The organism is Streptomyces sp. ST2-7A, from assembly GCF_021390475.1.
Classification (GTDB): Bacteria; Actinomycetota; Actinomycetes; order Streptomycetales; family Streptomycetaceae; genus Streptomyces.
This window is the reverse complement of the sequence record NZ_JAJUWS010000002.1, coordinates 198,510-223,807: the sequence shown is the minus strand read 5'-3', so window position 1 is coordinate 223,807 and position 25,298 is coordinate 198,510. Positions and strand designations below refer to the sequence as shown.

Annotated in this window: 24 protein-coding genes and 1 pseudogene; 9 read left to right on the top strand and 16 right to left on the bottom strand. The window is 73.3% G+C overall.

Translation table 11 applies throughout. The annotated features are described in order from the left end of the window. The first annotated feature begins 245 nt into the window (after positions 1-245). On the top strand, positions 246-1,343 hold the full coding sequence (locus LZF96_RS02590; protein WP_233865194.1) for a hypothetical protein: 1,098 nt from the start codon (positions 246-248) through the stop codon (positions 1,341-1,343). Between the two features lie 45 nt (positions 1,344-1,388). Here LZF96_RS02590 and LZF96_RS02585 read toward each other — a convergent pair whose 3' ends face one another. After that, on the bottom strand, positions 1,389-1,709 hold the full coding sequence (locus tag LZF96_RS02585) for a hypothetical protein (protein WP_233865193.1): 321 nt from the start codon (positions 1,707-1,709) through the stop codon (positions 1,389-1,391). 68 nt (positions 1,710-1,777) lie between these two features. Between LZF96_RS02585 and LZF96_RS02580 the strand changes: the two are divergent. Beyond that, positions 1,778-2,041: pseudogene (locus LZF96_RS02580) on the top strand (transposase); the annotation flags it as partial. 325 nt (positions 2,042-2,366) lie between these two features. On the opposite strand, the gene LZF96_RS02575 reads toward LZF96_RS02580, so the two are convergent. The 9 genes from LZF96_RS02575 to LZF96_RS02530 form a co-directional block, all read right to left on the bottom strand. Continuing rightward, positions 2,367-3,200: an NAD(P)-dependent oxidoreductase gene (locus LZF96_RS02575; protein ID WP_233865192.1), complete on the bottom strand. Its 834-nt coding sequence runs from the start codon at positions 3,198-3,200 to the stop codon at positions 2,367-2,369. Continuing rightward, a complete protein-coding gene (locus tag LZF96_RS02570) occupies positions 3,197-4,564 on the bottom strand; it encodes a hypothetical protein (protein ID WP_233865191.1) in 1,368 nt (455 codons plus the stop codon). Before LZF96_RS02570 ends, LZF96_RS02575 begins: the two co-directional genes overlap by 4 nt. Before the next feature lie 51 nt (positions 4,565-4,615). Then, a complete protein-coding gene (locus tag LZF96_RS02565; protein ID WP_233865190.1) occupies positions 4,616-5,749 on the bottom strand; it encodes an IS630 family transposase in 1,134 nt (377 codons plus the stop codon). Positions 5,750-6,379: 630 nt separating this feature from the next. Then, positions 6,380-7,387 (bottom strand): ABC transporter substrate-binding protein, encoded by a 1,008-nt coding sequence (locus LZF96_RS02555; RefSeq protein WP_233865189.1) that lies wholly within the window; start codon positions 7,385-7,387, stop codon positions 6,380-6,382. A gap of 136 nt (positions 7,388-7,523) precedes the next feature. Continuing rightward, positions 7,524-8,372 carry an ABC transporter ATP-binding protein gene (locus tag LZF96_RS02550; protein ID WP_374203064.1) on the bottom strand — a complete coding sequence of 283 codons (849 nt, stop codon included), beginning with the start codon at positions 8,370-8,372 and terminating at the stop codon, positions 7,524-7,526. Further along, positions 8,369-9,385, bottom strand: coding sequence for an iron chelate uptake ABC transporter family permease subunit (locus tag LZF96_RS02545; protein ID WP_233865244.1), 1,017 nt, complete (start codon positions 9,383-9,385; stop codon positions 8,369-8,371). The genes LZF96_RS02550 and LZF96_RS02545 overlap by 4 nt, the downstream gene beginning before the upstream one ends. A 101-nt stretch (positions 9,386-9,486) precedes the next feature. Further along, a complete protein-coding gene (locus LZF96_RS02540) occupies positions 9,487-10,629 on the bottom strand; it encodes an iron ABC transporter permease (RefSeq protein WP_233865188.1) in 1,143 nt (380 codons plus the stop codon). 325 nt (positions 10,630-10,954) lie between these two features. Next, entirely contained in the window at positions 10,955-11,233 is a 279-nt protein-coding gene (locus LZF96_RS02535) for a hypothetical protein (protein ID WP_233865187.1), read from the bottom strand. Positions 11,234-11,572: 339 nt separating this feature from the next. Then, the gene (locus LZF96_RS02530; RefSeq protein WP_233865186.1) at positions 11,573-12,226 is read right to left on the bottom strand and encodes a low molecular weight phosphatase family protein; all 654 of its coding nucleotides are present in this window, start codon (positions 12,224-12,226) and stop codon (positions 11,573-11,575) included. 246 nt (positions 12,227-12,472) lie between these two features. Between LZF96_RS02530 and LZF96_RS02525 the strand changes: the two genes are divergently transcribed. Continuing rightward, positions 12,473-13,591, top strand: a complete 1,119-nt coding sequence (locus tag LZF96_RS02525; protein WP_233865242.1) for an ArsO family NAD(P)H-dependent flavin-containing monooxygenase — start codon at positions 12,473-12,475, stop codon at positions 13,589-13,591. Positions 13,592-13,749: 158 nt separating this feature from the next. On the opposite strand, the gene LZF96_RS02520 is transcribed toward LZF96_RS02525, so the two are convergent. Further along, the gene (locus LZF96_RS02520) at positions 13,750-14,523 is read right to left on the bottom strand and encodes a Clp protease N-terminal domain-containing protein (RefSeq protein WP_233865185.1); all 774 of its coding nucleotides are present in this window, start codon (positions 14,521-14,523) and stop codon (positions 13,750-13,752) included. A gap of 268 nt (positions 14,524-14,791) precedes the next feature. Here LZF96_RS02520 and LZF96_RS02515 point away from each other — a divergent pair, with 268 nt between their 5' ends. The 5 genes from LZF96_RS02515 (at position 14,792) to LZF96_RS02495 (ending at position 19,762) form a co-directional block, all read left to right on the top strand. Beyond that, complete coding sequence (locus LZF96_RS02515) at positions 14,792-16,084, top strand: histidine kinase (protein ID WP_233865184.1); 1,293 nt, start codon at positions 14,792-14,794, stop codon at positions 16,082-16,084. Beyond that, positions 16,081-16,740: a response regulator transcription factor gene (locus LZF96_RS02510; protein ID WP_233865183.1), complete on the top strand. Its 660-nt coding sequence runs from the start codon at positions 16,081-16,083 to the stop codon at positions 16,738-16,740. Before LZF96_RS02515 ends, LZF96_RS02510 begins: the two co-directional genes overlap by 4 nt. Before the next feature lie 147 nt (positions 16,741-16,887). Beyond that, positions 16,888-18,327: an ATP-binding protein gene (locus LZF96_RS02505; RefSeq protein ID WP_308294130.1), complete on the top strand. Its 1,440-nt coding sequence runs from the start codon at positions 16,888-16,890 to the stop codon at positions 18,325-18,327. A 68-nt stretch (positions 18,328-18,395) separates the two neighbouring features. Further along, positions 18,396-18,899, top strand: a complete 504-nt coding sequence (locus LZF96_RS02500; protein WP_233865180.1) for a GNAT family N-acetyltransferase — start codon at positions 18,396-18,398, stop codon at positions 18,897-18,899. A 212-nt stretch (positions 18,900-19,111) separates the two neighbouring features. Further along, positions 19,112-19,762 (top strand): HAD family hydrolase, encoded by a 651-nt coding sequence (locus tag LZF96_RS02495; RefSeq protein WP_233865178.1) that lies wholly within the window; start codon positions 19,112-19,114, stop codon positions 19,760-19,762. 25 nt (positions 19,763-19,787) lie between these two features. Here LZF96_RS02495 and LZF96_RS02490 read toward each other — a convergent pair whose 3' ends face one another. After that, a complete protein-coding gene (locus LZF96_RS02490) occupies positions 19,788-20,084 on the bottom strand; it encodes a hypothetical protein (RefSeq protein ID WP_233865176.1) in 297 nt (98 codons plus the stop codon). A gap of 253 nt (positions 20,085-20,337) precedes the next feature. Between LZF96_RS02490 and LZF96_RS26870 the strand changes: the two genes are divergently transcribed. Then, complete coding sequence (locus LZF96_RS26870) at positions 20,338-20,721, top strand: cold-shock protein (protein WP_308294129.1); 384 nt, start codon at positions 20,338-20,340, stop codon at positions 20,719-20,721. A gap of 124 nt (positions 20,722-20,845) precedes the next feature. Here LZF96_RS26870 and LZF96_RS02480 read toward each other — a convergent pair whose 3' ends face one another. The 4 genes from LZF96_RS02480 to LZF96_RS02465 all read right to left on the bottom strand — a co-directional run bounded on the left by LZF96_RS02480 (position 20,846) and on the right by LZF96_RS02465 (position 25,042). Further along, positions 20,846-21,778, bottom strand: a complete 933-nt coding sequence (locus LZF96_RS02480) for a 1,4-dihydroxy-6-naphthoate synthase (protein WP_233865175.1) — start codon at positions 21,776-21,778, stop codon at positions 20,846-20,848. A 50-nt stretch (positions 21,779-21,828) separates the two neighbouring features. Next, positions 21,829-22,800: a futalosine hydrolase gene (locus LZF96_RS02475; RefSeq protein WP_233865240.1), complete on the bottom strand. Its 972-nt coding sequence runs from the start codon at positions 22,798-22,800 to the stop codon at positions 21,829-21,831. A 137-nt stretch (positions 22,801-22,937) separates the two neighbouring features. Continuing rightward, positions 22,938-23,522, bottom strand: a complete 585-nt coding sequence (locus LZF96_RS02470; RefSeq protein ID WP_233865173.1) for a hypothetical protein — start codon at positions 23,520-23,522, stop codon at positions 22,938-22,940. 26 nt (positions 23,523-23,548) lie between these two features. Next, complete coding sequence (locus LZF96_RS02465) at positions 23,549-25,042, bottom strand: MFS transporter (protein WP_233865238.1); 1,494 nt, start codon at positions 25,040-25,042, stop codon at positions 23,549-23,551. Positions 25,043-25,298 lie beyond the last annotated feature (256 nt).

The following is a 25,298-nucleotide window of genomic DNA, read 5'->3' as shown; positions in this document are numbered from 1 at the left end:
GGGGCGGCCGGATGGGACGTTCACCATGTAAAGAGACCCGGGTAGCGGGTTGTGCGGCCTTCGGTGAACCCGAAATGAACAACACGGTGCACGGTGGTGCCGTGGACGAACCGTTCCGGGACCCCGCGAGTCGGGCGGATCCGGGCGTCGCCGACAGGGGTCGCCGGAGGAGGTCGGCGGGGAACGCCGGACCTCCGGGCGCGGAATCCCCCGAAAGGCACGCGCGATCAGTAGCATCGGCAGGCGTGGGGATCGAGGGCGAGCAACTGGTACTGGACTACCTGAGTCGGGTCGGCGACCTGGCGCACACCACCGGCCTGTCGCCGACCGAGCGACGCGACCTGGTGACCCGCCTGCGGGCGGACATCACCCGGCGTCGCTCCGAGGTGCAGGGCGACGAGTCCCGCGCGGACGTCAAACGCATCCTCAAGGGCGTCGGCCGGCCCGAGGACGTGGTGGCCGCCGCCGGTGAACGGGCGACCGCCGTGCCCGACCCGCGCCCCGCCGCGCCCGAACCGGCTCCGGAGCCCGCCCCCGCGCAGGCTCCCGCTCCCGCGTCCGCGCAGCCGCCGGCCCCGGCCGCCGCGCAGCCGCCGCCGGTCGCCGACGCGGCACCGGCGCCCGCCGAGCCGCGGGTCCCGGCCGTCCCGGCGACGCCCGCCGTCCCGGCGGGTCGTCCGACGGCTCGCCACCCCTGGGCCGACGAACTGCCCCGCGAGTACTACGGCGGCCACCTCCCCGGCATGGAGGGCGGCTTCACCGACCCCGAGGTGACCAATCCCCGACCGGTCGACTTCACCAAACCCACCGACGCCGTGCCCGGCGTGCCCGGTGCCCCGGAGGCCGTGCCCGGTCCCCGGGCCGAACCGGGCGCGGACCCCGCCGCCCCGGCTGCCCCGGGTGACGGTGCCGCCGGCGATCCGGGTGACGGCCGGGCCCCCCGCGACAGCCGCCGCGCGGTCTGGCGGGCCGCCCGGCGCGGCCTGGGCGGCAGGCACGTCGGCGGCCCGGTGGAGCTGCTGGCGGTGCTGCTGCTGGTCGGAGGCGGCCTGCTCGGCGAGCTGATCGCCATGGCCGGCGGCTGGTTGCTCGCCTACTGGGCGCCCCGGATCGGCCGCACCGAGGCCAAGTGGGCGGTCTTCGGGATGCCCGCCCTGGTCGCGAGCGGCTACCTGATCTGGCTGTACGGGCGGGTGAACGAACAGTGGGGCGACCCGCTGGAGGCCGAGGCCATGACCGACGCGTTCACCGCCAACGTCCCGCTGGTGGTCCGTGCGGCGGCGGTGGCCAGCGCCCTGTTCATCCTCTGGCGCGGACTGCGCCGCCCGGCGGAGAAGAAGTAGCGCCGGTCTTCTGCGGCCCGCCGCGGACCCGAAGCCGTCGCTTCCTCACGCGAGGGCGCCGATGCGTCGGGCGAACGTCCGGACCCCCGGCAGGGTCCGGTCGTACCGTACGAGATCGGCGGTCATGACCCGGACCGGTGCGCGCCGGACCTCTTGCGGTGCCGCTTGCTTGGCGGCCAAGCCGTCCTCACCGAGTTTGACGCACAGGCGGGTCGCGATGGTGTACGGATCGGCGACCGCCGTCGCCGCCCCTTCCGGGCAGGCGTTCCCGTCCGGAGCTGCGGCCGGCGCGATACGGGAGGGGAGCGCGCGGGCGAGAGCGGTGTAGCGGCAGGCGCCGAACTCTTCCCGGGAGGCGTCCACCACCGCCGCGACCGTCGCCGGAGTGGGATCGGTGGGGGCGCCTGCTCGGGGCCTCGGTGGAGCAGCAGATCCTCCACGACGCCGCACAGAACCAGATCTGGTTGGAGATCGTCCAGATCGCCCTCGACCTGCTCGGCTGAATGTCCTTGCTCGCCTTGACCGGCAAAGCCCGCCTCCGGGAGCCCCGCCGCCTGCGGCTTCGGCTGTTCTCCACCGCCGCCCAGCTCGTCACCACCGGCCGCCGCCGCTCCCTCCGCCTCGCGGCCCACCGGCCCCGGGCCGACATGATCACCAAAGCTCCGGACCGGCTCCACACTCTCCCGAACCCTGGCTGACCAGCGCCTTCCCATCCCTGCGAACAGCACCAGCCCACCGGAGCCGTGTGATCCGGCGCCCACCCGACGCGACAGCCGGACGCTCGACCTGCCCGCGACCGGACCGAACAACCGAAACGACCCACCGGGTAATCCAACAGACCGTCACGAAAGATCGAGGCGAGCGGGGTATCAAGCGCTCAACAGGCCGAAAGCAGGACAGTGGAACTCATCCAGGGTTCCAGTTCTCCGCAAGCACCTCGCCCCGGGCCAGACACATGTGCAGCCATGGCCGCCCACGACGAGGGGGACACGGCAGGCCGCGTCGATCACCTTTTGCTTCGGATCAGGGCTCTTTCCGTAGATGCGCGAGAGTGGCGGCGAGGGCCAAGTCGTACTGGTCCTTGTCCTTCTCCCAGCGCGCCATCACCGAGGCCGCTGCCTTGGCCATTTCGGTCGGGAGGCCGGCATCTCTCAGCGCGTCTGCGACTTCTTCCATCTCGGGGCCCCATCGCCACGCTCGTGCAGCCACGCTGGGCAGGTACTCCGGATCGGAGAGGATCCGCGCGGGCATCCTCTTCGCCTCCTCCGTGAGGAGGTCGGCGACGCCATGAGTATCGGCGAGAGCGTGCGAAACGCCGGCCAGGGTGCGGGCAGCCTTCTGGAAACCCGCAAACGATGCCTTGAGCGCCGAGGCGGAGCCGACGTGTGCACCGGCGCCGCGTACCTCGACCGCAGAGTCCTTGAACAGGGTGTGCACGAGCTCTGCGGCATGGCCGTCCCCCGCCACGTAGAGGCGGCACGAACGCCCGCTGCCGGGCGGAGGACCGAAGATGGCGCCGTCGAGTACGACAGAGGCCGGGCGGATCTCGCGCGCGATCCGTTCCATACGCTGGGGGCTGATCGCGTTGGCGTCCAGGTAGAGCCCCTTGAAGGCATGGGCGGCAACCTCGGTCGCAACGTCCTCTGCGACATGCGGCGGACAGATCGAAAGGACAGCGTCGCTCGTGCCGAGAGCTTCTTCGAGCGACATGCAGGACGTCATACCCGCGCTCTCGGCACGCTCAGTCGTCGCCGGGCTACGGCCCGCAGAAACCCACAGCACCCTACGAGCCCCGATGACCTGAGCGGCCACGGCTGCCCCCATCGAGCCGGGGTGCAGGATCGTCACCGTGGTCACTGTGTTCCTCCATGGGGAAGCTCGGCCGGGGTCTGCTCCTGGTGAGCGACGATAGCCTCACGCATCGCCCTGGCCGCTGGGGTCGTGCGCGCGGGGTGAAGCGCGAGGTGGCGGCCGAACTGCTGCACCCGCTTCCGTACGCTCTCAGTACGGCGACGAGCGTTCACACCGAGCACGTCGTAGACCTGGAGAGCCGCGCCATCGAGATCCCCGCGGCTCAAGCGGGCCATGGACAGGTCCATGCGTGCCAACGACATCTCTCCCAAGCGTCGCTGTTCCGGGGGAACTGCCTCAAACATGCATACTGCCTCGTCGGCTCGCGCCTCGGCGTCGCTCAGGTGCTGGTTGCCGCCGAGCCACAGGTGGGTGCTGCTCGCGTAGAAGAGTTGCTTCTCCTCCGGGAAGGTCATCATGCCGCCTGGAAGATCGTCCCCGGCGGTCATCTGATCGCGCATGTCATTGGCCCTGTTCAGGGCGGCGATGGCGTCGGTCGCCTGCTGAAGTTGCCCGTAGGCACGGGCCTGGATACTGGCCAAACGGATGTGAGCGGTGCCGCGCTCCGGTGTGAAGTCGACTCCGGCCTCGGCGAGACGTACAGCGTCGTGAGGGCGGCCGTCCCAGTAGGCGATCAGGGCTTGGAGCCCTCGGACCCATGCCCGCAGACCGTTGTGGCCGGCGAGTTCACCGCACATGAACGCGGTGCGGGCCTGTGTTTCTGCCGCCTCGTACCGACCGAGGTCGAAGCCGGCGTTGGCCAGGACGCCGCACAGCACGCCCGCCGCCACATAGAGGTCGCGGGTGTACTGAGGTGGCTGGCGGCCCTCAAGGAATTCAAAGGCACGGTTGCGAAGAGCGCGCACCTCACGAAACAGGGGCCCAACAGGACGATTGGGATAGTTAGTCACTATCCGTCGGATATCTGCTTCCAGCTGCTCCATCGTGTGAGGGCCGACGTTGCTGCCCTCCGCCCTGGCGGCGAACCGCGCCGACTCATTGGCAGCCGCCATCACCACGTCCTCGGCGCCGTAATCGAACTGATCTTCCGAAACGGATTCTCTCGCCTCGCGCAGGCCGGGGGAACTGTTCATCGCCGAGGCGCGAGCGAACAGGCGGCCGACCGGGACTCCCGGGAACATGAACTGCAAGATGCGCCGGGCCTCGGTGCGCGGCGTCGTCTTCACCTCACCGTGGACCCACCTGACGAACTGGCGCTTCTCCGGCGGCGGGGCAGTCGCGAGAGAGGTCGGTCCTTCCAGATCCGCCAGCTCTCGCGCGGCGTCCTGGTACCGCCTCTTGAACACCTCGTACTCCTGCCAGCCCTTCTGGTTGACCAAGATCTGGAAGAGGGGCGGTTCCGTTTCCACAGCCGCTCCTTGGGGCTCGGGAGTTGTTCCGGCATCCACGCTAGTGCCGCATCAGGCAACGTTCGCCCTGTCGATGACCTCCCGGAGGTGTTCGTCGGCGGCGTGACGGTTTCGCCAGATGATGTAGCGGCGGATCATGCTGCCCTGCTCTTTGTGGCTGGTGTGGTCGGTGCCGTCGAGGGTGAAGTAGCGCAGGGCGGTGAACTGGGCCTCTATTCGGTTCAACCAGGAACTGTTGGTCGGGGTGTGGGCGATCTCCACGTTGTTCGCTTCCGCCCACGCCCCCACCCGCCGGCACCGCTTCGTCGTCAGGTGCGGTGAGTAGTTGTCGCGCACGATCGCCAGGCGGACCTCTCGGGAGTGCAGCGAGCGCAGGTAGCGGCAGAACCCCGGGAACTTCGACCGGTTCCTGGTCTTCTCGATGTGGCCGTAGAGCTGGTCTTTGGCCAGTTCGTAGGCGGCGAACAGGTGCCGGACCCCGTGGGGGCGGGTGTAGGTCGCCCGCCGCCGGGGCCGGGGGTCGCGGCCGGGGTCCTTGTGCCTGCCGCCGCGCTCGGCCCACTGCCGGCCCGGGTGCGGCTGGAGATTGAGCGGCCCGAACTCATCGAGGCAAAAGATGACTTCGGGCTCGCCGTCTTCGGGTACCACCTCGCTGTCGGCGATCGCGTAGAGGTGTTCGACACGGGCCTTTTTGGCCGCGTAATCGGGGTCGCGGGAGGTCTTCCAGGTCTTCACGCGTTGAAAGGAGACGCCCTCCTCGCGGAGCAGGATGCGCAGGCCCTCGTGGCTGATGTCGTCGACCACCCCCTCGGCGACCAGGAAGTCCGCCGGCTTGGTCAGGCCCCGGGTCGAGAACGGCAGGCCGTGCTCGGCCGGCTTGGACTTGGCGATCTCCTTGATCTCCCGGCGTTCGGGCAGCGTGAAGGTCTTCGGCCGGCCGCCCCTGTACTTGGGATACAGCGAGTCGAAGCCGTCGGTGTTGAAGTTGTGGATCACGTCCCGGACCCGGTCGTCGCTGGTGAACGTCACCTCGGCGATCTTCGCCACCGTCATGCCCTGCGCGGACAGCAGAACCATCTGAGCGCGGCGCCAGGTCACCACCGAACCGCTGCCACGGCGGATGATCCGCAGCAGCCGCTTGCCCTCGTCATCATCGATCTCACGGACCCGCACGCGTTCAGCCACGTGATCATTCTGGCGTCGGAGAGCTTCCCGGCGCAGCAACCGGGCGACACATCACGACAGGGCGAACGTTGCCTGATGCGGCACTAGGTCTATCCCTCCGGACACAGAGCATCCTCGCCCAGGCGGTTGGAGGGGCGATCCTGCACCACAACAGCCGCACCCGGTGACCTGCGCCAAAGACAGTCGAGGAGATCCTCGGCTCCCTCGCCCGTTTCTGCCGACGGGTCTCCGGCGCAGGAGACCATTGGCGGGCGGCGGGCGGCGGGCGGCGGGCGGGGGCCGGGGGAGCTGTTGGGGTTGTGCCGTCAGTCCGAGGAGGTGGGGTGGGATGTCCAGGCAGTCGGCGAGGTGCCGAAGCAGCACCACGTCCCGGAGTGGTTGCCTGCCGCGTTCCATCCGGGACAGGGAAGCGGCCGTGTAGCCGACCCGCTCGCCGAGTTCGACGGGTGGGGATCGTTTCGGCGATTCGCCCCACCCACGCCGTCCCGACCCCACTCGACGGCGGTCGGACGTGGACCGCGCCGTTCACCGACCTTCGGCGAATCCCCGTCGAGCCGAGCCGAGCCGAGCCCTGACGCGTCGTGACGGGCCGGGTCCCGATCCGGGGCGGATCGGGACCCGGAGGGGGTGTCAAGAAGCCAGGGCCTCCTCGATCTCGCCGAGGATGATGCCGGCCGCCGTGTAGCCGATGCCCTGGAACCACAGCTCGTCCTCGACCGCGAAGACCCGGTTCTCCCGCACGGCGTCCATGCCCTCCCACAGGGCGCCGCCGACCGCCGCCGACTCGCCGCTGTTCTCCGCCGAGCCGTAGGAGGTGTAGAAGATGACGTCGCCGTCGCCGAGGTCGACCTGCTCGGGGCTGATCTCCACGGCGAAGCCGTCGGGGGCCTCGTCCACGATGGCGGGTCGGCCCAGTCCGAGGTCCTCCAGGATGGTGCCGATGTAGTTCTCCCGCCCGTACAGGCGGGTGTCGCCGCCCTCGATGAAGCGGATCACGCTGACCTCGGTGTCGGCGGCCTCCTCGGCGCCGCCGAGCGCCTCGACCACCTCGTCCACCCGCTCCTCGTAGTCCTCGACGATCGCGGCGGCCTCCTCCTGCCGGTTCAGCGCCTCGGCGTGCAGCAGGAAGTTCTCCTTCCATGGTCCACCCGGGTTCTCGCCGAAGACGGTCGGCGCGATCGCGGACAGCTCGTCGTACCGGTCGGCGTCGCGCGCCATGTTCCCGATGATCAGATCGGGCTCCAGCTCGATGATCGCCTCCAGGTTGGGGGCGGCGATGTTGCCGACGTTCTCCACGTCGGTGAGCCGCTCCTCCGGCAGGTAGAAGGGGAAGCCGGTGGCGACGTCGGCGCGCACCGAGCCGATCGGGGTGACGCCCAGGGTCAGGGCGGAGTCCAGTTCGGCGGTGTCCAGGACGATCACGCGTCGCGGATCCGCCGGCACCTCCACCGGGCCCATCACGGTGTCGATGGTGCGGGTCTCCCCGACCTCGCCGACCTCGCCCTCGGGGGTCGTGGCGTCCTCGGCGGTGCCGTTCTCGGTGTCGTCGTCGGAGCCGCAGGCGGTCAGCAGCAGGGCGCCGGTCAGCAGGGCGGCGCCGGTTGTCAGGGCGCGGGTCGCGCGGTGGGTGCGGGTCACGGTGTCGGTCTCTCCTCGGGTCGCTCCCGGGGGCTCCCGGGAGGTTGGGCAGGCGGTCGGTCGGTCGGGCAGGCGGACGGGTCCCGGCGTGGTCCCGGGGCGCGGGGTCGGTCGCGGGCGTCCGGGCCGGACGGGATCACCCGTCCGGTGACCAGGGGGCGGCGGGCACCACCAGTGGCCCGCCGGTCACCGGGTCCGCCACCACCACGGCGGCGAGCCCGAAGACGTCCCCCACCAGCTCGGCTGTGACGACCTCCGCCGGCGGGCCGCTCGCCACCACCCGTCCGCCGGACATGGCGATCAGGTGGTCGGCGTAGCGGGCGGCCTGGTTGAGGTCGTGCAGCACCATCGCGACCGTGCTGCGCCGGTCGTGGTTCAGCCGCCGGATCACGTCCAGCACCTCCACCTGGTGCGCGATGTCCAGGAAGGTGGTCGGCTCGTCGAGCAGCAGCAGTTCGGTCTCCTGCGCCAGCGCCATGGCGATCCACACCCGCTGCCGCTGTCCGCCGGACAATTCGTCCACCGGCCGGTCGGCGAGGTCGGTGACGCCGGTGCGCTCCATCGCCTCGACCACCGCCCGTTCGTCCTCCGTCGACCACTGCCGCCACCACCGCTGGTGCGGCTGCCGACCGCGCGAGACGAGGTCGGAGACGCTGATCGCCTCCGGCGCCACGGGCGACTGCGGCAACAGTCCGATTCGGCGGGCGATCTCCCGGGTGGGCCGCTCGGCCAGCTCCACGCCGTCCAGCAACACCGCGCCCGAACGCGGACGCAGCAGCCGGCCGAGCGCGCGCAGGGTGGTGGATTTGCCGCAGGCGTTCGGGCCGACGACGGCGGTGACCAGGCCGTCCGGCAGCGAGAGGTCCAGCCCCTCGACCACCGTGCGGTCGTCGTAGGCGAGGGTCAGGTCGCGGGTGACCAGCCGACCATCGGTGGAGGAGCCCGCGCCGGGCGGCGCCGGGTCGGGGTGCGGGGAACGGTTCACGCGCGACCTCCGGTGCGTCCGCGGGCGATCAGCCACATCAGGTAGGGGGCGCCGACGGCGGCGGTCAGCACGCCCACCGGCAGTTCGACCGGGTACAGCAGTTGTCGCGCCCCGAGGTCGGCGACGACCACCAGCAGCGCTCCGACCAGAGCGGAGGTCAGCAGCGGCAACTGCGCGGTGCGGGTCAGCCGGCGGGCGATCTGCGGCGAGAGCAGCGCCACGAAGTCCACCGGACCGGCGGCCCCGGTGGCCATCGCCGCGAGCAGCACCCCGATGCCGACCAGGCCCAGCCGTACCCGGCCGAGCCGGGTGCCGAGCCCGATCGCGGTGTCGTCGTCCACCCCCACCGCGCGCTGCGCCCGGGCCGCCCACAGCAGCGCGGGCAGCAGCACCAGCAGGGTGATCGCCAGGGGGCCGGCCTGCTCCCAACCGCGCCCGTTCAGCGAGCCGGTCATCCACACCGTGGCCTGCTGCGCGACGATCGGTTCACCCTTGGTGAGGAAGAGTTGCACCACGGAGCGCAGCGCCACCGCCACGCCGATCCCGATCAGCACGAACCGGGCGGCGTGCAGGCCGCCGCGCCAGGCGAACAACCACACCAGCGCGGCCGCCAGCACCCCGCCGAGCACCGACAGGTACGGCAGCACGGAGGCCGAGACCAGGCCGAAGGTCATCGCGCCGACCGTCATCGCCGCCGCGCCGTGGGTGACGCCGATGACATCGGGGCTGGCCAGCGGATTGCGGGCGACGGTCTGGATGAGCGCCCCCGCCGCCCCCAGCGCCAGGCCGACCAGCAGGCCGGTCACCAGGCGGGGCAGGCGCAGTGTGCCGACCAGTACCTCGTACCGGGAGGGTTCGCCGAGCAACACCGCCCACACCTCCGTCGGCGGCACGGTCTGTCGGCCGATCGACAGCGCGGCGGTGCAGGCGGCGAGCAGCAGCAGCGTCAGCGCGCAGGCCACGGCCGCCGAGCGGAGGTGCAGCAGCACCGAGGCGGGGCCGGCGCGCAGCACCGCGTACCCGGCGGGGCGCGGCCGGCCCGGCCGGCCGACGGCACCGAGGCGGTCGGCGGGCGCGTCGGGTCGCGCGGCGAGGCGGGTCGGGGGTCCGGCGTTCACGCCCCCACCCCCGAACGGCGCACCAGCGCGATGAGGAAGGGCACCCCGATCAGGGCGGTCATCACCCCGGCCGGGACCTCCGAGGGCGGCAGCACGACCCGGCCCACCACGTCGGCGACCAGCAGCACCACCGGGCCCAGCAGCGCCGCCAGCGGCAGCAGCCGCCGGTGCGAGGGACCGGCCAGGGCCCGGGCGAGGTGCGGCACCGCCAGGCCGACGAAGGCGATGGGGCCCGCCGCGGCCACGGCGGTGCCGGTGAGCACGGCCGCGCCCAGCCCGCCGCAGATCCGCACGGCGGCCACGTTGCGGCCCAGCCCCCGGGCGACATCCTCGCCGAGCGCCAGCGCGTCCAGGCCGCGCGAGCCGGCCAGGGCCAGGATCAGGCCGATCACCAGGAACGGCCACAGCCGGCCGAGGACCTCCGCGTCGCGGCCGGTGAGCGAGCCGATCTGCCAGAACCGGAACTGGTCCAGGGTGGCCGAGCGGGTGGTCAGCACGCCGGCGATCAGGGAGGCCAGCAGCGCGTTGATCGCGGCGCCGGCCAGGGCCAGTTTCACCGGGGAGGCGCCGCCCCGGCCGCGCGAGGCGATCGCGTACACCAGGACGGCCGCGACCCCGGCGCCGGCGAAGGCGAACCAGATCCAGCCGAGAAGGGTGTGCACGCCGAAGAAGGAGATGGCGATCACGACGGCGGCCGAGGCGCCCTGGGCCAGGCCGAGGATGCCGGGTTCGGCGATGGGGTTGCGGGTCAGACCCTGCAGGACCGCGCCCGCCACGCCGAGGGCGGCGCCGGCGAGCAGCCCCACCAGGGTGCGGGGCAGTCGCATCTCCCGGATGACCTGCGCGGTGGTGCCGTCCCCGCCGTGCACCAGGGCCTCCCACACCTCGGCGGGCGGCAGGGTGCGGCTGCCGACGGCGAGGCTGAGCACGACCGTGCCCGCGAGGGCGAGGGCGACGAGCAGGAGGCGGGCGAGGAAGGAGGGGCCGCCGACGCGGCGTGGGCCGGCGGCGACGGAATCGGTTCCGCCCGCGCGGGTCTTTCCGGTGCCGGTGTTCCCGGTGTCGGTGTTCCCGGGATCGGTGTCCTCGGGAACGGTGTCCTCGGAGGGGGGCACGCCGCTGGACGCGGTGGCGGGCATGGGCGGTCCCCCGGCGGTGCGGTCGGCGAGCGGTCGGTGGCCGATCGACGGAGGTGGGGGTCGGCCCGGTGCGTCGCCCCTCCGTGTCTCTCGGGTGAGGCCAGCCTAACCTTGCCCGTCGTTTCGGGACGGGCGGGCCTCGGAACGGGCGCGCCGGGTGCGGGGACGCGGGACGCGGGGAGATGGGGGAACAGGGAGAGGGGAGAGACGCACCCGGGGTGCCGGGTGCGTCTCTCCCCTCGATGTCCCCCACCACCCGGGCCCCGGGGGCGGGTGGTCCGCCCCGGGCCCCGGGTGGTGGGTATCGGAACGTGGCGGGTGCCGATCAGTCGAACGTGATCACCACGGGCTGGAAGATGCTGGTGTTGACGGCGAAGTTGTCGTTGCCCAGCTGGCACAGCGTGGTGCTGTTCGACTGCTGGCCCAGGATGCCGGCGAGGAAGCCCTTGTTCTCGACGTCGGTGCCCTGGAGGGTGTTGCCACAGACGTTGGCGACGGTGGTGTCGCTGCCGCCCTTGCCGTAGGCGCCCGCCGTGGCGGTGGAGGCGCCGAGCATGGCGGTGGCGGCGGCGGCCACGGCCACCATCTTGAAGGAAGTGCGCATTGATGCTCTCCTGTCGTGATCCTCCGGAATGAGGACAGTTCGAGTATTTGCGTCAACGAGTCAACTATCACCTTGAAATGCTCCAAAGTCGGCAATATGGGCATCAAGTACCCACGGGGGAGTGAATCGGTGTGTCCTTTGCTCCGCCGTCCGGTCCCGTTCGGGCCCCGCGCCGGTCGCCGTCGGTGTAGCGCGGGTGTCGTCGTGACACCCCGTCGGCCCTTCCCGAAGTGACGGAATGCCTCCCCGGGGTGACTCAAGTCCACTGATCGGCACCCAATTTGACGGTGGATCGACGAACCGCGCCCGCCCGGCGGGTGCCCCCCGCCCCCGCGTCGGTCAGCCGGTGCCGGCCGGTGTCGTCGGGACGAGCACGGCGAGCAGTTCGCGCACCCGGGCGTCCACGACGTTCCGGATGGCGCGCACCACCCGTGGCGGGGCCCCGTCCGGATCGGGCAACGGCCAGTTGAGGTAGCGGCGGCCGGGGAGGATCGGGCAGGCGTCACCACACCCCATGGTCACCACCACGTCCGCCGCCCCGATGACCTCGTCGGTCAACGGCTTGGGATAGGCGTGCCGGACCTCCACCCCCACCTCGGCCAGGGAGCGCGCCACCTCCGCCGACACCGCCGCACCGGGATCCGTCCCGGCCGAGGAGGCGAGGACACGCTCCCCGGAGTGGTGCCGCAGGAGCGCGGCGGCGAGCTGGGAGCGTCCGGTGTTGCGCCCGCAGACGAAGAGCACGTGCGGCACGGCGGATCGGACGGGGCCCTCGGTGCGGGCGAGGGCGTCCAGGCGCTCGCCGGTGAGGCGCTCGGCGAGCAGGGGCAGGTGATCGGGGATCGTCGCACCGGCGGCCAGTCGGCGGTGGGAGTCGAGCAGTAGGTGGTGGACGGTGTCCAGGGAGAAGCGGTGCTCATGGCGGGCCGCCAGGCGCAGGGTCGCGGAGGTCAGTCGATCGCCGGGAACGCGGTGCGGGGGAAGGGCGGTCACGGGTCCTCCGGGCGGATGGGTACCGGGGTGGGGCCCCGAGGGGGCGGGGTCGGCCGGCTCCGGGCGGCGTGAGAGTATCAGTGAATACTGATGTCAGTCGATACTGATGGTAGGGGCGATGGAGGGACGACCGATGCCGGAACCGACGCCGGGGGTGCGGGGGTGACCGGTGTGATCGGCGACGACGCCGTCCCGGAGGGGGGCCGTCGGCACGTCGGGGACGGGTCCGACGGCACCCCCGACGACGTGCTCGACGCCCTGGTCATCGGCGGCGGACAGGCCGGCCTCGCCGTCGGCTACCACCTGCGCCGGCACGGCCTGCGCTTCCTCGTCCTCGACGCCGCCCGACACCCCGGCGGCGCGTGGCGCGGCTTCTGGCCCTCGCTGCGCCTCTTCTCGCCCGCGAGCCACTCCTCGCTGCCCGGCCGCCCCATGCCCGGGACGCCGGGGGAGCCCTACCCGAGGGCCGGCCACGTGGTGGAGTACCTCACCGCCTACGAGCGGCGGTACGACCTGCCCGTCCGGCGACCCGTGACCGTGCGGGCGGTCCGGCGCGTCGCCGATGGCCTCGCGGTGGAGACCGACGACGGTTCCGGCGCCGGCCTCGACACCGGCGGCGAACCCGGCACCCTCGTCGCCCGGGCCGTGATCAGCGCCACCGGTACGTGGTCGCGGCCCTTCGTTCCCGCCCTCCCCGGTCGTGACCGTTACCGGGGCCGGCTCCTGCACACCGTCGACTACCGGGGCCCGGAGGAGTTCGCCGGCCGTCGTGTCGTGGTGGTGGGCGGCGGCAACTCCGGCGCCCAGATCGCCGCCGACCTCGCCCCGCACGCCCGGACCCTGTGGGTCACCCGCCGCCCACCGCGCTTCCTGCCCGACGACATCGACGGCCGTGCCCTCTTCGACACCGCCACCGCCCGCCGCCGGGCCCTGGAGGCGGGTCGTCCCGACCCCGGCGGCGTCGCGGCGCTCGGCGACGTGGTCGCGACCGAGGCGGTGCGCGAGGCCCGGGAGCAGGGCACGCTCACCGCCCTGCCGATGTTCGACCGGCTCGAGCCGGAGGGGCCCCGGTGGGCGGACGGCACCGTGCGCCCCGCCGACGCGATCATCCTGTGCACCGGCTTCCGCCCCGCCCTCGCCCACCTCGCCCCGCTGCGCCCGCGCCGCGCCCGGGGGCGGATCCCGGTGGAGGGCACCCGGTCGGTGGACGAACCGCGCCTCTTCCTCCTCGGCTACGGCGACTGGACCGGGCCGGCCTCCGCGACCCTCATCGGCGTCGGTCGACCGGCGCGGGAGACGGCCGCCGCCGTCGCCGACCTGCCGGACGTCCGCGCCGCCCGGGAGAGCCGGGCCCGCGCCGGCTGATCCGGCGGCCACGACGGGATCGACCCGGGTTCGGCGTGGTGGGCGTGCGGGGACCGGGTTCGGCGTGGTGGGCGTGCGGGCCGGTGTCCCCCCGGGGCGGAAGATCCGGGCGCGGTGTCGGGCGTCCGTCCGGGCCCGACCCGACGGGGACCGCCGTCTCAGCTCCCGGCCGGCGCGTCGCCCTCCGCCTCCTCCGTCGCCTTCCGGTCGGCCTCCGTGACGGCGGCCACCACGTCCGCCTCCACCTCCGGCTTCCGCAACCCGAGCGTGGTCAGCGGCCCCGCGTCACCCTCCTGCTCCAGCAGCGCGAGCAGGATGTGCTCGGTGCCGACCGAGGTGTGCTCCAGGCGCAACGCCTCGCGGAAGGTCAGCTCCAGCACCTTGCGGGAGGCGTTGTCGTAGGGAACGAGGTCGGGAACGGTGACATCGGGCTCGACCGGGGGGAGCGCGGATTCCGCCGCCTCCCGGACGGTGTCGGTCGCCCCGACCCGGCCCACCAGCACGCCGGTGCCGATCGCCTCCGGCTGGGAGAGCAGACCGAGCAGCAGGTGGGCGGGGTGGATCTCGCGGTGTCCCGTTCGCCGCGCCTCGTTCTGCGAGGCCATCACCACGTTCCTCGCCCGGGGGGTGAAGCGGGCGAAACCCTCGTTGGGGTCGATGGAGGCGGACTCACCGGGACGGGATGGGGTGAAGCGCTTCTGCGCGGCCTGACGGGTGACGCCCATGCTGCGGCCGATGTCGGTCCAGGAGGCGCCGGAGCGGCGGGCCCGGTCCACGAAGTGGCCGATCAGGTGGTCGGCCACCTCGCCGAGGTGCTCACCGGCGACGACGGCGGCGGAGAGGCGGTCGAGGTCGTCGGTGTGCGTGCGCTCCACGGCCTCGATCAGGTCGTCCAGGCGCACCGGGCGGGAGGGGGTGATGGGGTTCGTCATGCTGTCAACCTAGAGTTGACAGCGAGGTGCGTCAACCCGGAGTTGACGGATGTCGGTGATCCGTGGCCTGCCCCGCTGTCCCCCGACCGGGGGACAGCGGCTGTCGACCGACAGCGGGCCGGCGGCCGGGGGCGGCGACCCGTGAGCATGGGGCGAGGGGTTCGGGAGGACGCGGAACCACCGGCACCCGGGCCATCGAAAGGGGGAAACGGCAGTGGAACACGGCGTGCGACGGGAGGCCCGGGGAGGGCCGGCCCGGGAGTACCGGGTGAACGTCCGCCGGTGGTGGGACGGGGTGGTGCCGTTGGTGGCCCTCGGATCCTCCGCCCTCGCCTTGATGGTCGGCCCGGGCCACGCACTGATGTGGTGGGGCCTGACGGTCTGCTCGTTCCTGCTCATCCCCGTGTACGCGGTCGGGGTCCGCGGGGCGCTCACCACCCGGTTGGCGGACCCGCCGCCCTACGGGGCGCGAGCGGTCCCGACCCGGGTGCTCCTGCCGGTGATCGCGGTGGCGGCGGCCTGCTTCGGCCCCGCCGCGCTGATGCTCCAGCTGGTCGTCCTGCCCCTGGTGTGGACGTTCTCCGGCACCGTGCGCCGGGCGCTGGTCGTCACCGTCCCGACCGTGCTCGGCATGGGCGCGGCGGCCCTCCTCGGACCGTGGCTCATCAGCCGGTTCGCCCTCGACATCACCCCCGTCGGTGGGGATCCGGTGCCCGTAGCCGGAATCCAACTCGCCGTCCTGGTCCTCGGCACGGCATCCGGCGCGTGGATCACCCACCTCGGTCACCGGGGCGCCGAACGGAACCGGCTCCTGGAGGAGGTGCGGGAGTCCCGGAGGGCCGAGGCGACCGCCCACCGGGAGGCGGGAGCGGCGGCCGAGCGCGAGCGCATCGCCCGCGAGGTGCACGACACCATCGCCCAGCACCTGACCGGCATCGTCGTCCTCGCCCAGCGGGCGCGTGGCGAGGAGACCGGTGCGGGGGAGACCGCCGGCGGCGGCACCGACGACGACCCCGGCATCCCGGAACTCATCGAGACCACCGCCCGGGAGGCGCTGGAGGAGGCGCGTGCCCTGATCGCGGCCAACGCCGCGCCGCCGCACGGCGAGGGTCTGGCCGACTCCCTGGTCCGCCTCGGCGAACGGTTCCGCCGGGAGACCGGCCCGCCGGTCGCCGTGACGGTCACCGGTCCCACCGACCGGCTCGGTCGGGACCGGGAGGTACTGGTGCTGCGCTGCGCGCAGGAGGCGATGGCCAACGTCCGCAAGCACGCCGCCGCGCACCACGTCGAGTTGACCCTGCGCGTCGGGGACGGGGAGGCCGTCCTGACGGTCCTCGACGACGGTCGGGGCACGCCGATCGACGCCCCCGGGGCCGGAGGCGGGTTCGGCCTGCCGGGGATGCGCGACCGACTCCTGCCGATCGGCGGGAAGTTGACGGTGGGCCCGCCGGACGACGGCCGCCCCGGCACCCTGCTGACGGTCCGCCTCCCCGTCGGGGAGGAGCGCGGGACGCCGGTCGTCGCGGTCCCCGCCGGGGCCGGCCGGGGAGGGGTCGCGTGACGGCCGGGCCGGGCGCCGCGCCCGTCCGGGTGCTGGTCGTGGACGACCACCCGATCGTCCGGGAGGGCCTGGTGGCCCTTCTGGACCGGGCCGACGGCGTCGAGGTCGTCGGCGCGGCCGGCGACGGGCGGGAAGCGGTGGCACTCGTCGCCGCCCGGTCCCCCGACGTGGTCCTGATGGATCTGCGGATGCCCGGCGGGGACGGGGTCGCCGCCACCGCCCGGATCACCGCCGACCACCCCGGCACCCGGGTGCTGGTCCTCACCACGTGGGAGAGCGACCACGACATCCTCGGCGCGGTCGAGGCCGGGGCCCGGGGCTACCTGCTGAAGGCGGCCCCGGGGGAGGAGATCCTGGCCGGGGTGCGGGCGGTGGCCGCCGGCGAGACGGCGCTCTCGCCCCGGGTCGCCGCCCGGCTGGTCTCCCGGGCCCGGGGCGGGGGGAGCCGCCCCCGTCTCTCGGCCCGCGAGCGGGAGGTGCTGGGGCTCGTCGCCGAAGGGCTCGGCAACCCCGACATCGCCCGTCGCCTGTTCATCGGGGAGGCCACGGTGAAGACCCACCTGGCCAGGATCTTCGTCAAGCTCGGCGTGGACGACCGCACCCGGGCCGTCACCCGGGCCCTGGAGTGCGGCATCCTCCCGCAGCCCTCCGGCTGACGCCGGGCTCCGGCCGGGTCCGCGTCACCGGTCCGGCTCCCCATGGAAGAAAGGCAGCCCGAGGAACGTAACTCCAACAAACGTAATCCCAGCAAACGTATACTTCATCTACGTTTATTGAAGCTACGTTTGTGTGGGAGGTGGAGCGTGGAGTTCCGGGGTCGGGAAGAGGATTTGCGGATGTTGGAGCGGCAGTACCTCTCGGTGAAGGAAGGGAGTGGCTCCACGCGCGGTCGGGCCGTGGTCGTGACCGGGCGCAGGCGGGTCGGCAAGTCCCGCCTGGTGCAGGAGTTCTGTGATCGTTCGGGAGCACCCCACGTGGTCTTCCAGGCCACCCGCGGGCGGCGCCCGGCGGCGGAACGGGCGGACTTCGTGGCCGGTATCGGGAGGGCCGCGTGGTCCGGAGCGGATCTGTTCTCCGGCATCGAGCCACGGGACTGGAACACCGCCCTTCGTGCGCTCGCGGCCGCGCTGCCGGATGAAACCCCGACGATCGTGGTCCTGGACGAGGTGCCCTGGTTGATCGAACAGGACGCCGAGTTCGAAGGTGCACTGCAGACGGTGTGGGATCACCACCTCTCGGCCAAACCCGTCCTCCTGGTCCTGGTGGGCAGCGACCTCTCCGTGATGGAGGCGCTCCAGACCTACGGCCGACCCTTCTTCGGTCGCGCCGGTCGGATGGTGGTGAGACCGCTCAACCCGGCGGATGTTCGTGCGATGACGGGGCTCTCCGCCGCCGAGGCCATTGACGCGCTTCTGATCACCGGCGGGTTTCCGGAGTTGGTCCGCTCCTGGAAGCCGGGAACGGACCGGCGGACGTATCTGCGGGAGGCGTGTGAGGATCCGCTCTCCCCGCTGGTCGTGGCCGGGGAGCTCTCACTGCTCGGTGAATTTCCCGGAACGACCCGGGCCCGGTCGGTGCTGGAGGCCATCGGTGCGGGGGAACGCACCTTCGGGGCCATCGCCGCCTCGGTGGGCGGATCGGAGGGTCTGCCCTCCGGCACACTGACGCCCCTTCTCGCCATGCTGCGCGACAAGCGGGTGGTGGAGACGGACCGGCCGCTCTCCACCACCACCGACACGAAGAACAAGCGGTACCGGATCGCCGATCCCTACCTCCGCTTCTGGCTGGCCTTCATGCCCCGGGTGTTGCCGTTCATCGAGCGGGGGAGGGGCGACGTGGCGTTCGATCGCATCGAACGCTCATGGACCACATGGCGCGGGCGGGCGGTCGAGCCCCTCATCCGCGAATCGCTGCTCCGTCTCCTGCCGGACGAGCAGTGGCCCGACACCTCGGCGATCGGGGGATGGTGGAATCGGCGGAACAACCCCGAACTCGATCTCGTCGGAGCCGATCGGGAATCGCCGGCCGGCCGGATCCACTTCGTCGGCTCCGTGAAGTGGCTGGAGAACCGCCCCTTCGACCGAAGGGATCACGACGCACTGGTCCGTGATCTGCTCGCGGTGCCCGGAACCGGCCCGGACACACCCCTGGTCGCGGTCTCCCGGTCCGGGGTCACCGAAGGGCTGCCCCTGGCGGCCCGGTGGGGTCCCGAGGACCTCGTAGGGGCCTGGGAACCCCGATGAACCCGCCGGGGCACGGTGCACGGGAAATCCGCCGGCGTGACCCGGTCGTCGGCGGGGAGGATCAACCGGTGATCACCCTGCGACCCCTCACCCCCGACGACTGGCCGCTGTGGCGCGAGGTGCGCCTGGCGGCCCTCGCCGACGCGCCCCGGGCCTTCGGCTCCCGCTTCGCCGACTGGCAGGGGGAGAACGACCGCGAGGAGCGGTGGCGCGAACGCCTCGCCCTCCCCGGGGCCCGCACCCTGGTCGCGGAGTGGGAGGGCGCCCCCGTCGGCGTGGCGGGCGGCGTGCCGATCCCCGGCGCGGAGGGTGTGGTGGAACTGGTCTCGATGTGGGTCGCCGGCTCCGCGCGCGGCCGGGGCGTGGGCGACCGGCTGATCACGACCGTCGAGCAGTGGGCCCGCGAGGAGCACGACGCCGTGGCGCTCCGCCTGGCCGTCGCCCCCGACAACCCGTACGCCGCCGCGCTCTATCGGCGGCACGGCTTCCGCCGCACCGACCTGCCGGGCAACACGCTGCCGGACGGTCGGGTGGAGCACCTCATGGAGAAGCCCTTGACATCGCTCGACTGAGTTCGGCCCCCACGAGCCGACAGGACCCGACGCGACCCGGCCGGGACCTGCGGGTTCCTGCCGGGGACGGTCGTCCCCTGTTCCCGAGAGGTCCGGAGGGGTTCGGCCGGCCCGTGCGAGGGTGCGACGGGCGGTGGGGGAACCCGCCGGCGTCCCCTCCCCGGCCCCGCCCCGGTGGGCCGGCCGTCGGGCCCGCTCCCGCGCCGGGCACAATGCGGGGCATGGCCTCCGCCCCGCCGATCGTCGGCTTCGACCTGGACATGACTCTCATCGACTCCCGCCCCGGGATCCACGCCACCTACACGGCGCTGGCCGCCGAGACCGGCGTGTTCATCGACGCGGACCTGGCGATCACCCGTCTGGGTCCCCCGCTCGAACAGGAACTGGAGCACTGGTTCCCCGCCGAGCGGATCACGGAGGTCGCCGACCGCTACCGCGCGCTCTACCCGGGCCACGGCATCGCCGCCACCCCGGCGATGCCCGGCGCGGCCGAGGCGATGACGGCGGTCCGGGAGGCGGGCGGCAGGGTACTGGTCGTCACCGCCAAGTACGCCCCCAACGCCAAGCTGCACCTGGATCACCTGGGGCTGACCCCGGACGTGCTGGTCGGTGACCTGTGGGCGGAGGCCAAGGCGATCGCGCTGCGCGAGCACGGCGCCGGCGTCTACGTCGGGGACCACCTCGGCGACATCCGGGGCGCGGTCGCGGCGAACGCGCTGTCGGTCACCGTGCCCACCGGCCCGTACGGGGCGGAGGAGTTGCGGGACGCCGGCGCGGACGTGGTGCTCCCCGACGGACTGCCGGCCTTCCCCGCCTGGCTGACCAACCACCTGGGCACGGACGGCCGGGGATCGTTCCGGTGAACCGTTCCGGGCCGGGGCGGGCCCCTCAGCCCATCGCACCCGGGGCGGGCGACCCCGTGTCGGCCCCGTTCCGGGCGGCCCGGTCACGACGCCGCTGCGCCAGGATGTCCCGGATCATGCCGGCCCCGGCGAGCGCGAAGCCCGCCCCCATCAGCATCGACACCCCGTAGGCGATCGGTGGGAAGGGTTCGGAGCCGACGAACATGGGGATGAAGGTGATCAGTGTGGCCACCGCCCCGACGGCGAAGACCACTCCGCCGATCCGGACCAGCAGGTCACCATTCCGGCCCTCGGCCGCCGTCGGTTCGGATGCGCTGCTCACCCCTCCAGGGTAGGCGGGTCCCTCCGGGCCCGGGCGCCGACCCCCGGCCTTCCGGGGCCGGGGTCCCGTGCCGAGGCGATCTTGCCCAATCGGCGGGGGCGATTAGCCTGGAAGGGAGACGGCGGGTCGTGCGGCCCGCCGCCTGCCGTACCCGCATCCGTGCGACCCCGTGAACGTACGCACCCAGACGCACCGAGACGACATTTCACCGGCCGATGCGGGGCGGCCCGGGCGACAGCGAGGACGAGGACACGTGCCTACCGGCAAGGTCAAGTGGTTCAACAGCGAGAAGGGCTTCGGCTTCCTCTCCCGGGACGACGGCGGCGATGTCTTCGTGCACTCCTCCGTCCTGCCCCCGGGGGTGGATGTGCTCAAGCCCGGCCAACGGGTCGAGTTCGGGGTGGTCGCCGGACAGCGTGGCGATCAGGCCCTGTCGGTGACGATCCTCGACCCGACCCCTTCCGTGGCCGCCGCCCAGCGGCGCAAGCCGGACGAGATGGTCTCCATCGTCCAGGACCTCACCACCCTGCTCGACGGCGTGGCCCAGCAGCTGGAGCGGGGCCGCTACCCCGACCGGGCCAACGGGCGGAAGATCGCCGACCTGTTGCGGGCGGTCGCCGACCAGTTGGACGTCTGAGCACCGGGCCGGGGCACGCGTCCCGGCCGTCCCGCCGCCGGCCCCCGGGCCGAGGGGTCCGGGGGCCGGCGGCGTGCGTCGGTACGGGGCCGGCTGGGAACGGCCGGCGCCGGGGGAGACCGGTTCAGTCGTCGAAGGACGGCTCGAGGGCGGTCGCCGACATCCGGGGCGCCAACCCCTCGGCCGCCGCCCGGCCCAGCAGCTCGCGGACCGCCGCGTACCCGTCATCGCCCAGATCGGCGGTGAACTCGTTCACGTACAGCGCGATGTGACGGTCGGCCACCGACGGGTCCATCTCCTGCGCGTGCTCCATCACGTGGGCGTGCGAGGCCGAGGGGTCCTCCCACGCCATCCGCACCGAGGCCCGGATCGTGTCGGACAGGGCGCGCAGCCGCTCCGCGCCCAGGTCCCGGCGGGCGATGATCGCGCCCAGCGGGATCGGGTGCCCCGTGGTCCCCTCCCAGAACTCGCCCAGGTCCACCAACTGGTGCAGTCCGTACTCCCGGTACGTGAAGCGCGCCTCGTGGATGACCAGACCGGCGTCCACCCGGCCGTCCCGCACGGCGGGCATGATCTCGTGGAACGGCATCACCACCACGTTCCCCGGTCCCTCCGGCACCCAGCGGGCCGCCCACAGTCGGAACAGCAGGTAGGCGGTGGAGAGTTCGCTGGGCACCGCCACCGTTCGGCCGGTCAGCGAGGTGCCCTGCTCACCGGGGCGGGTGGGCTCACGGCTGAGCAGCAGCGGACCGCAGCCGCGCCCCAGCGCGCCGCCGCAGGGCAGCAGCGTGTAGGTGTCCAGGACGTGCGGCAGCACCGCGTAGGACACCTTCAGTACCTGTCCCTCGCCGCGTCGGGCCAGGCCGTTGGTGACGTCGATGTCGGCGAACCGCACCCGGGGTGGTTCGGCGCCGGGCACCAGCCCGTGCGTCCAGGCGTGGAAGACGAAGGTGTCGTTGGGGCAGGGGGAGTACGCGATGTCCACGGCGGTCGACGCGGCGTCGGTGCCGGGAATACCGGTGGAACGGCTGTCGGGGGAATGGGCGGGGTCGGCCATGGTGGTCGGTGTCCTCGTAGGGGTCGGCGGCCCGGATGCCCCCGGGCCGGTCACGAAGGGGTGCCCGGCGCCGGTCGGCCGGGGCGCGGGGTACGGCGACCGCCGTCCGGGTGGGCGGCGGCGAGCAGCGGGTGGGCCGCGGCGGCGCAGGCGTCGGCCAGGGCGCGCAGCGCCTCCGGGATCCGCCAGGCGGCCCGGTCGCGCGGACCCACGGGATTGGAGACCGCCCGCACCTCCAGGACCGGTACGCCGGCACGGACGGCGGCCTCGGCGACGCCGAAGCCCTCCATCGCCTCCGCTCCGGCCGTCGGGTGCCGGGCCGCCAGTTCGGCGGCCCGTTCGACGGTTCCGGTGACGGTGGAGACGGTCAGTACGGGGGCGAGCAGCGCCCCGGCCGCCCCGGCCACCTCCGCGGCGAGGCGGGCGGGTGGGTCGTGCGCGACGGTTCCGAAGCCCAGCTCGGTCACGTCGGCGAAGCCGTCGGGGGTCTCCGCACCCAGGTCGGCGGCGAGGATCCGGGAGGCGACCACGACCGAACCGAGCGGCGCGCGGCCGGTGAGGCCGCCGGCTATGCCGGCGCACAGCACCAGGTCGAACGGTCGGCCCTCCGCGCGGGCCCGGGCCAGGGCGTCGGCCGTCGCCGCCGCCGCGGCGGCGGGGCCCACCCCGGCGACGACGGCCTCCACGGCGACGGGCGCCGGTGCGGGGGTCGGCCCCGGTCCACTCGACCCGGTGGCGGTGGCGGTGGCGGTGGCGGTGCCGGCGGGAGACGGATGAGGGGCGACGTCGGACGCCGACGGTGCCCCGAAGACGAGGGGTCCGCCGGCCCGGAGCGCCCCGGTGCCCGCCCGGCTGTCGCCGGTCGCCCGTCCCACGCCGCCGTCCCGCGAAACGCGACGGCCGGTCTCCCCGGCCCCGGTGCCCGGGGCGGTGTCGCTCCCGGTCGTCCCGGAGTCCCCGGTCGGTACGGGTCGGCCGGCGGCGGCCAGGCCGGCCAGTACGGCGTCGCGTTCGGCGGCCACGGCGGTCACCACCAGCAGCCGACCCCCACGGGGGGAGTCGGTCGTACCCGGTCGCCCGACGGCGTCCCCACCGTCCGGCGGGGCCGGTCGGGCCGCCTCCGCGGCCCCGGAGGACTCGGTGCCCACCGAACCCCCGGTCAGTTGGCCGGCACCAGGCGGGCGTTCCAGACGCCCTCGAAGCGCCCGTACAGCGCCTCGCCGAAGGCATCCTCGTCCTGCGCCTGGTAGGCGGCCATCAGTTCCTCGGAGTCGTAGTCCCCGGTGAGCTTGACGACGCTGACGGTGATGCCCTCGTCCTCTTCCTCCTCGCCGAACGGGTCGGGCTGGGACATCGCCTGCAGCTCGTCCACGGGGAAGTTCTGGAAGGTGCTGGTGTACGGGTCCACCGAGCGGGTCTCGCCGTTGACGAACAGCAGCCAGCCGTGCTCCGCGATCGAGGGGTCCACGCCCACCCGGAAGGTCTCCCCGGACCGGGAGGTGAACGACGGCGCGTCGTCGGTGTGCTCCATGCACTCCTGCGCCCGCTCCACGCCCAGCGGGTCGTCGTGGCCGAAACAGTCGCTCGCGGTCTCCGGGGAGGAGGTCGAGGTGCCGAGGGTGAAGTGCGCGTTCGGCGTCGGCCGCTCGCAGGCGGTCAACCCCGCCAGTCCCAGTGAAACGGCGCCGACGGCAAGAGTGGTGCGCAGGGCCCGCCGGCCCATCATCCCGGAGATCGCAGTCATGCGGGCAGGGTACCGGGCGGCCCCGGTCAGCGAACGCGCGGGTGCGGCGTGCCGCGCCGGGCCGAGGCCAGCAGCGTTCCCGCCGAGATGGCCGTGCCCACGGTCAGCAGCACCGCCACCACCGTCATGCCGAGCCACCCGATCAGCGGTAGCGCGATGCCGAACGCCCCGCCGACCACCCACGCCATCTGGATCACCGTCTCCGAGCGGGCGAAGGCGGAGGTGCGCACCACCTCCGGCACGTCCCGCTGGATCATCGCGTCCAACGACAGCTTTCCCATCGCCTGGCCGAGCCCGGCCACCGTGCCGACCATCAGCACCGTCACCGTGCCGTAGGCCACCGCCGCCGCGATCGAACTCCCCACCGCCAGCGCCAGCATCAACAGCAGGATCGCCTCCGGTGCCCGGTCCCTGGCCCACGCGCCGAGCACGTTGCCCAGGCCGTTGCCCGCCCCGGCCGCCACGCCGACCGCACCCAGCGCCAGCGCCGTGGACATCCCCGGCAGTGGCTGGTCGCGCAGCAGGAACGCCAGGAAGAACAGCAGGAAGCCGGAGAGCACCCGCAGTGAGGAATTCGCGATCAGTCCCATGAACAACGGCGAGTCCGCCGCCCTCAGCACCCGTTCGCGCTCCGCCGTCCGGAGCCGCCACCACGTGACGGGCCCGGATGTCCGGCGCGGACCGCCGTCGCGGGAGGCCCGCGACGAGCCGTCGCGGGAGGACTTCCGGGTGCCGTTCCGGCTCGCGCCGTCCGCGGGTTCGCGCACCACCCGGGTCCGGGCCAGCTCCTCCAGGTGCAGGGCCCGCTCGCCCTTGGCCAGGTCCACCTTGTGCGGCAGCCGGAAACACATCAGGGCGCCGATCGTGGTGAGCACGAACGCCCCGTACAGCGGCCACTGCGGGCCCAGCAGGTGCAGCAGCAACCCCAGTGGCGCCGCCGCGCCGGCCGCGATCAGACCGGTCAGGGTGATCCGGGCGTTCGCCTTCACCAGCGAGATCTTCGGCGGCAACAGGCGCGGCACCACCGCCGCCCGCACGATGTTGTACGCCTTGGAGGCCACCATCACGCCGAGCGCCGCCGGATACAGCAGGAGCTCCCCGGTGACCACCGCCCCGGTGATCAGCAGCGCCAACACCCCCCGGAACAGCAGCGCCCCCGCCATCGCCGCCCGCCGACCGTGCGGGATCCGGTCCAACAGCGGGCCGATCACCGGGGCCAGCAGCACGAACGGGGCCATCGTGACCGCCAGGTACAGCGCGACCCGGCCGCGCGCCTCGTCGGTCGGGACCGAGAAGAAGATCGTGGACGCCAGGGCCATCGTGATCAACATGTCGCCCATCGAGTGCACGGCGTGCACCTCGATCAACTTGCCGAGACCCGACTCCCCGGCTCCCTGGGCGTGTGTGACACGCCGGATCCGACGACCCAGCGCCGCCGGTGGGCGGGAGAACCCGCGACCGACGGCGCGCAGCGAACGGACCAGCGGCCCGGACCGGCCCCCGGTTCTGCGGTCGGACATGCTGTCAGCTGCCACGCCTGCAAGGGTAGGCGGTACCGACGGGCCCCATGGGGGTTCGGGGTGGATGCGGGGCGAACGGAGCGGTACGGGGGCCGAACGGCGGACCACCGGACCCCCGGCGCGGCGTCCGGTTCCGCGGACGGTGCGGTGGGCGGTGCGGCGGGGCCCGGGGGAGCGTTCGACGGGACGCCGGCGGTCGGATCGGCCGGCCCCGGACCGTGCCCGCGCGGCCCCGCACGCGGCGTGTGCGGTAGCG

Excerpts from the sequence above, each read along its gene's own strand:
- LZF96_RS02480 (WP_233865175.1), bottom strand. The coding sequence starts at position 21,778 with ATGGCCGACCCCGCCCATTCCCCCGACAGCCGTTCCACCGGTATTCCC.
- LZF96_RS02495 (WP_233865178.1), top strand. The coding sequence starts at position 19,112 with ATGCGGGGCATGGCCTCCGCCCCGCCGATCGTCGGCTTCGACCTGGAC.
- LZF96_RS02470 (WP_233865173.1), bottom strand. The coding sequence starts at position 23,522 with ATGACTGCGATCTCCGGGATGATGGGCCGGCGGGCCCTGCGCACCACT.
- LZF96_RS02465 (WP_233865238.1), bottom strand. The coding sequence starts at position 25,042 with ATGTCCGACCGCAGAACCGGGGGCCGGTCCGGGCCGCTGGTCCGTTCG.
- LZF96_RS02535 (WP_233865187.1), bottom strand. The coding sequence starts at position 11,233 with ATGCGCACTTCCTTCAAGATGGTGGCCGTGGCCGCCGCCGCCACCGCC.
- LZF96_RS02540 (WP_233865188.1), bottom strand. The coding sequence starts at position 10,629 with ATGCCCGCCACCGCGTCCAGCGGCGTGCCCCCCTCCGAGGACACCGTT.
- LZF96_RS02520 (WP_233865185.1), bottom strand. The coding sequence starts at position 14,523 with ATGACGAACCCCATCACCCCCTCCCGCCCGGTGCGCCTGGACGACCTG.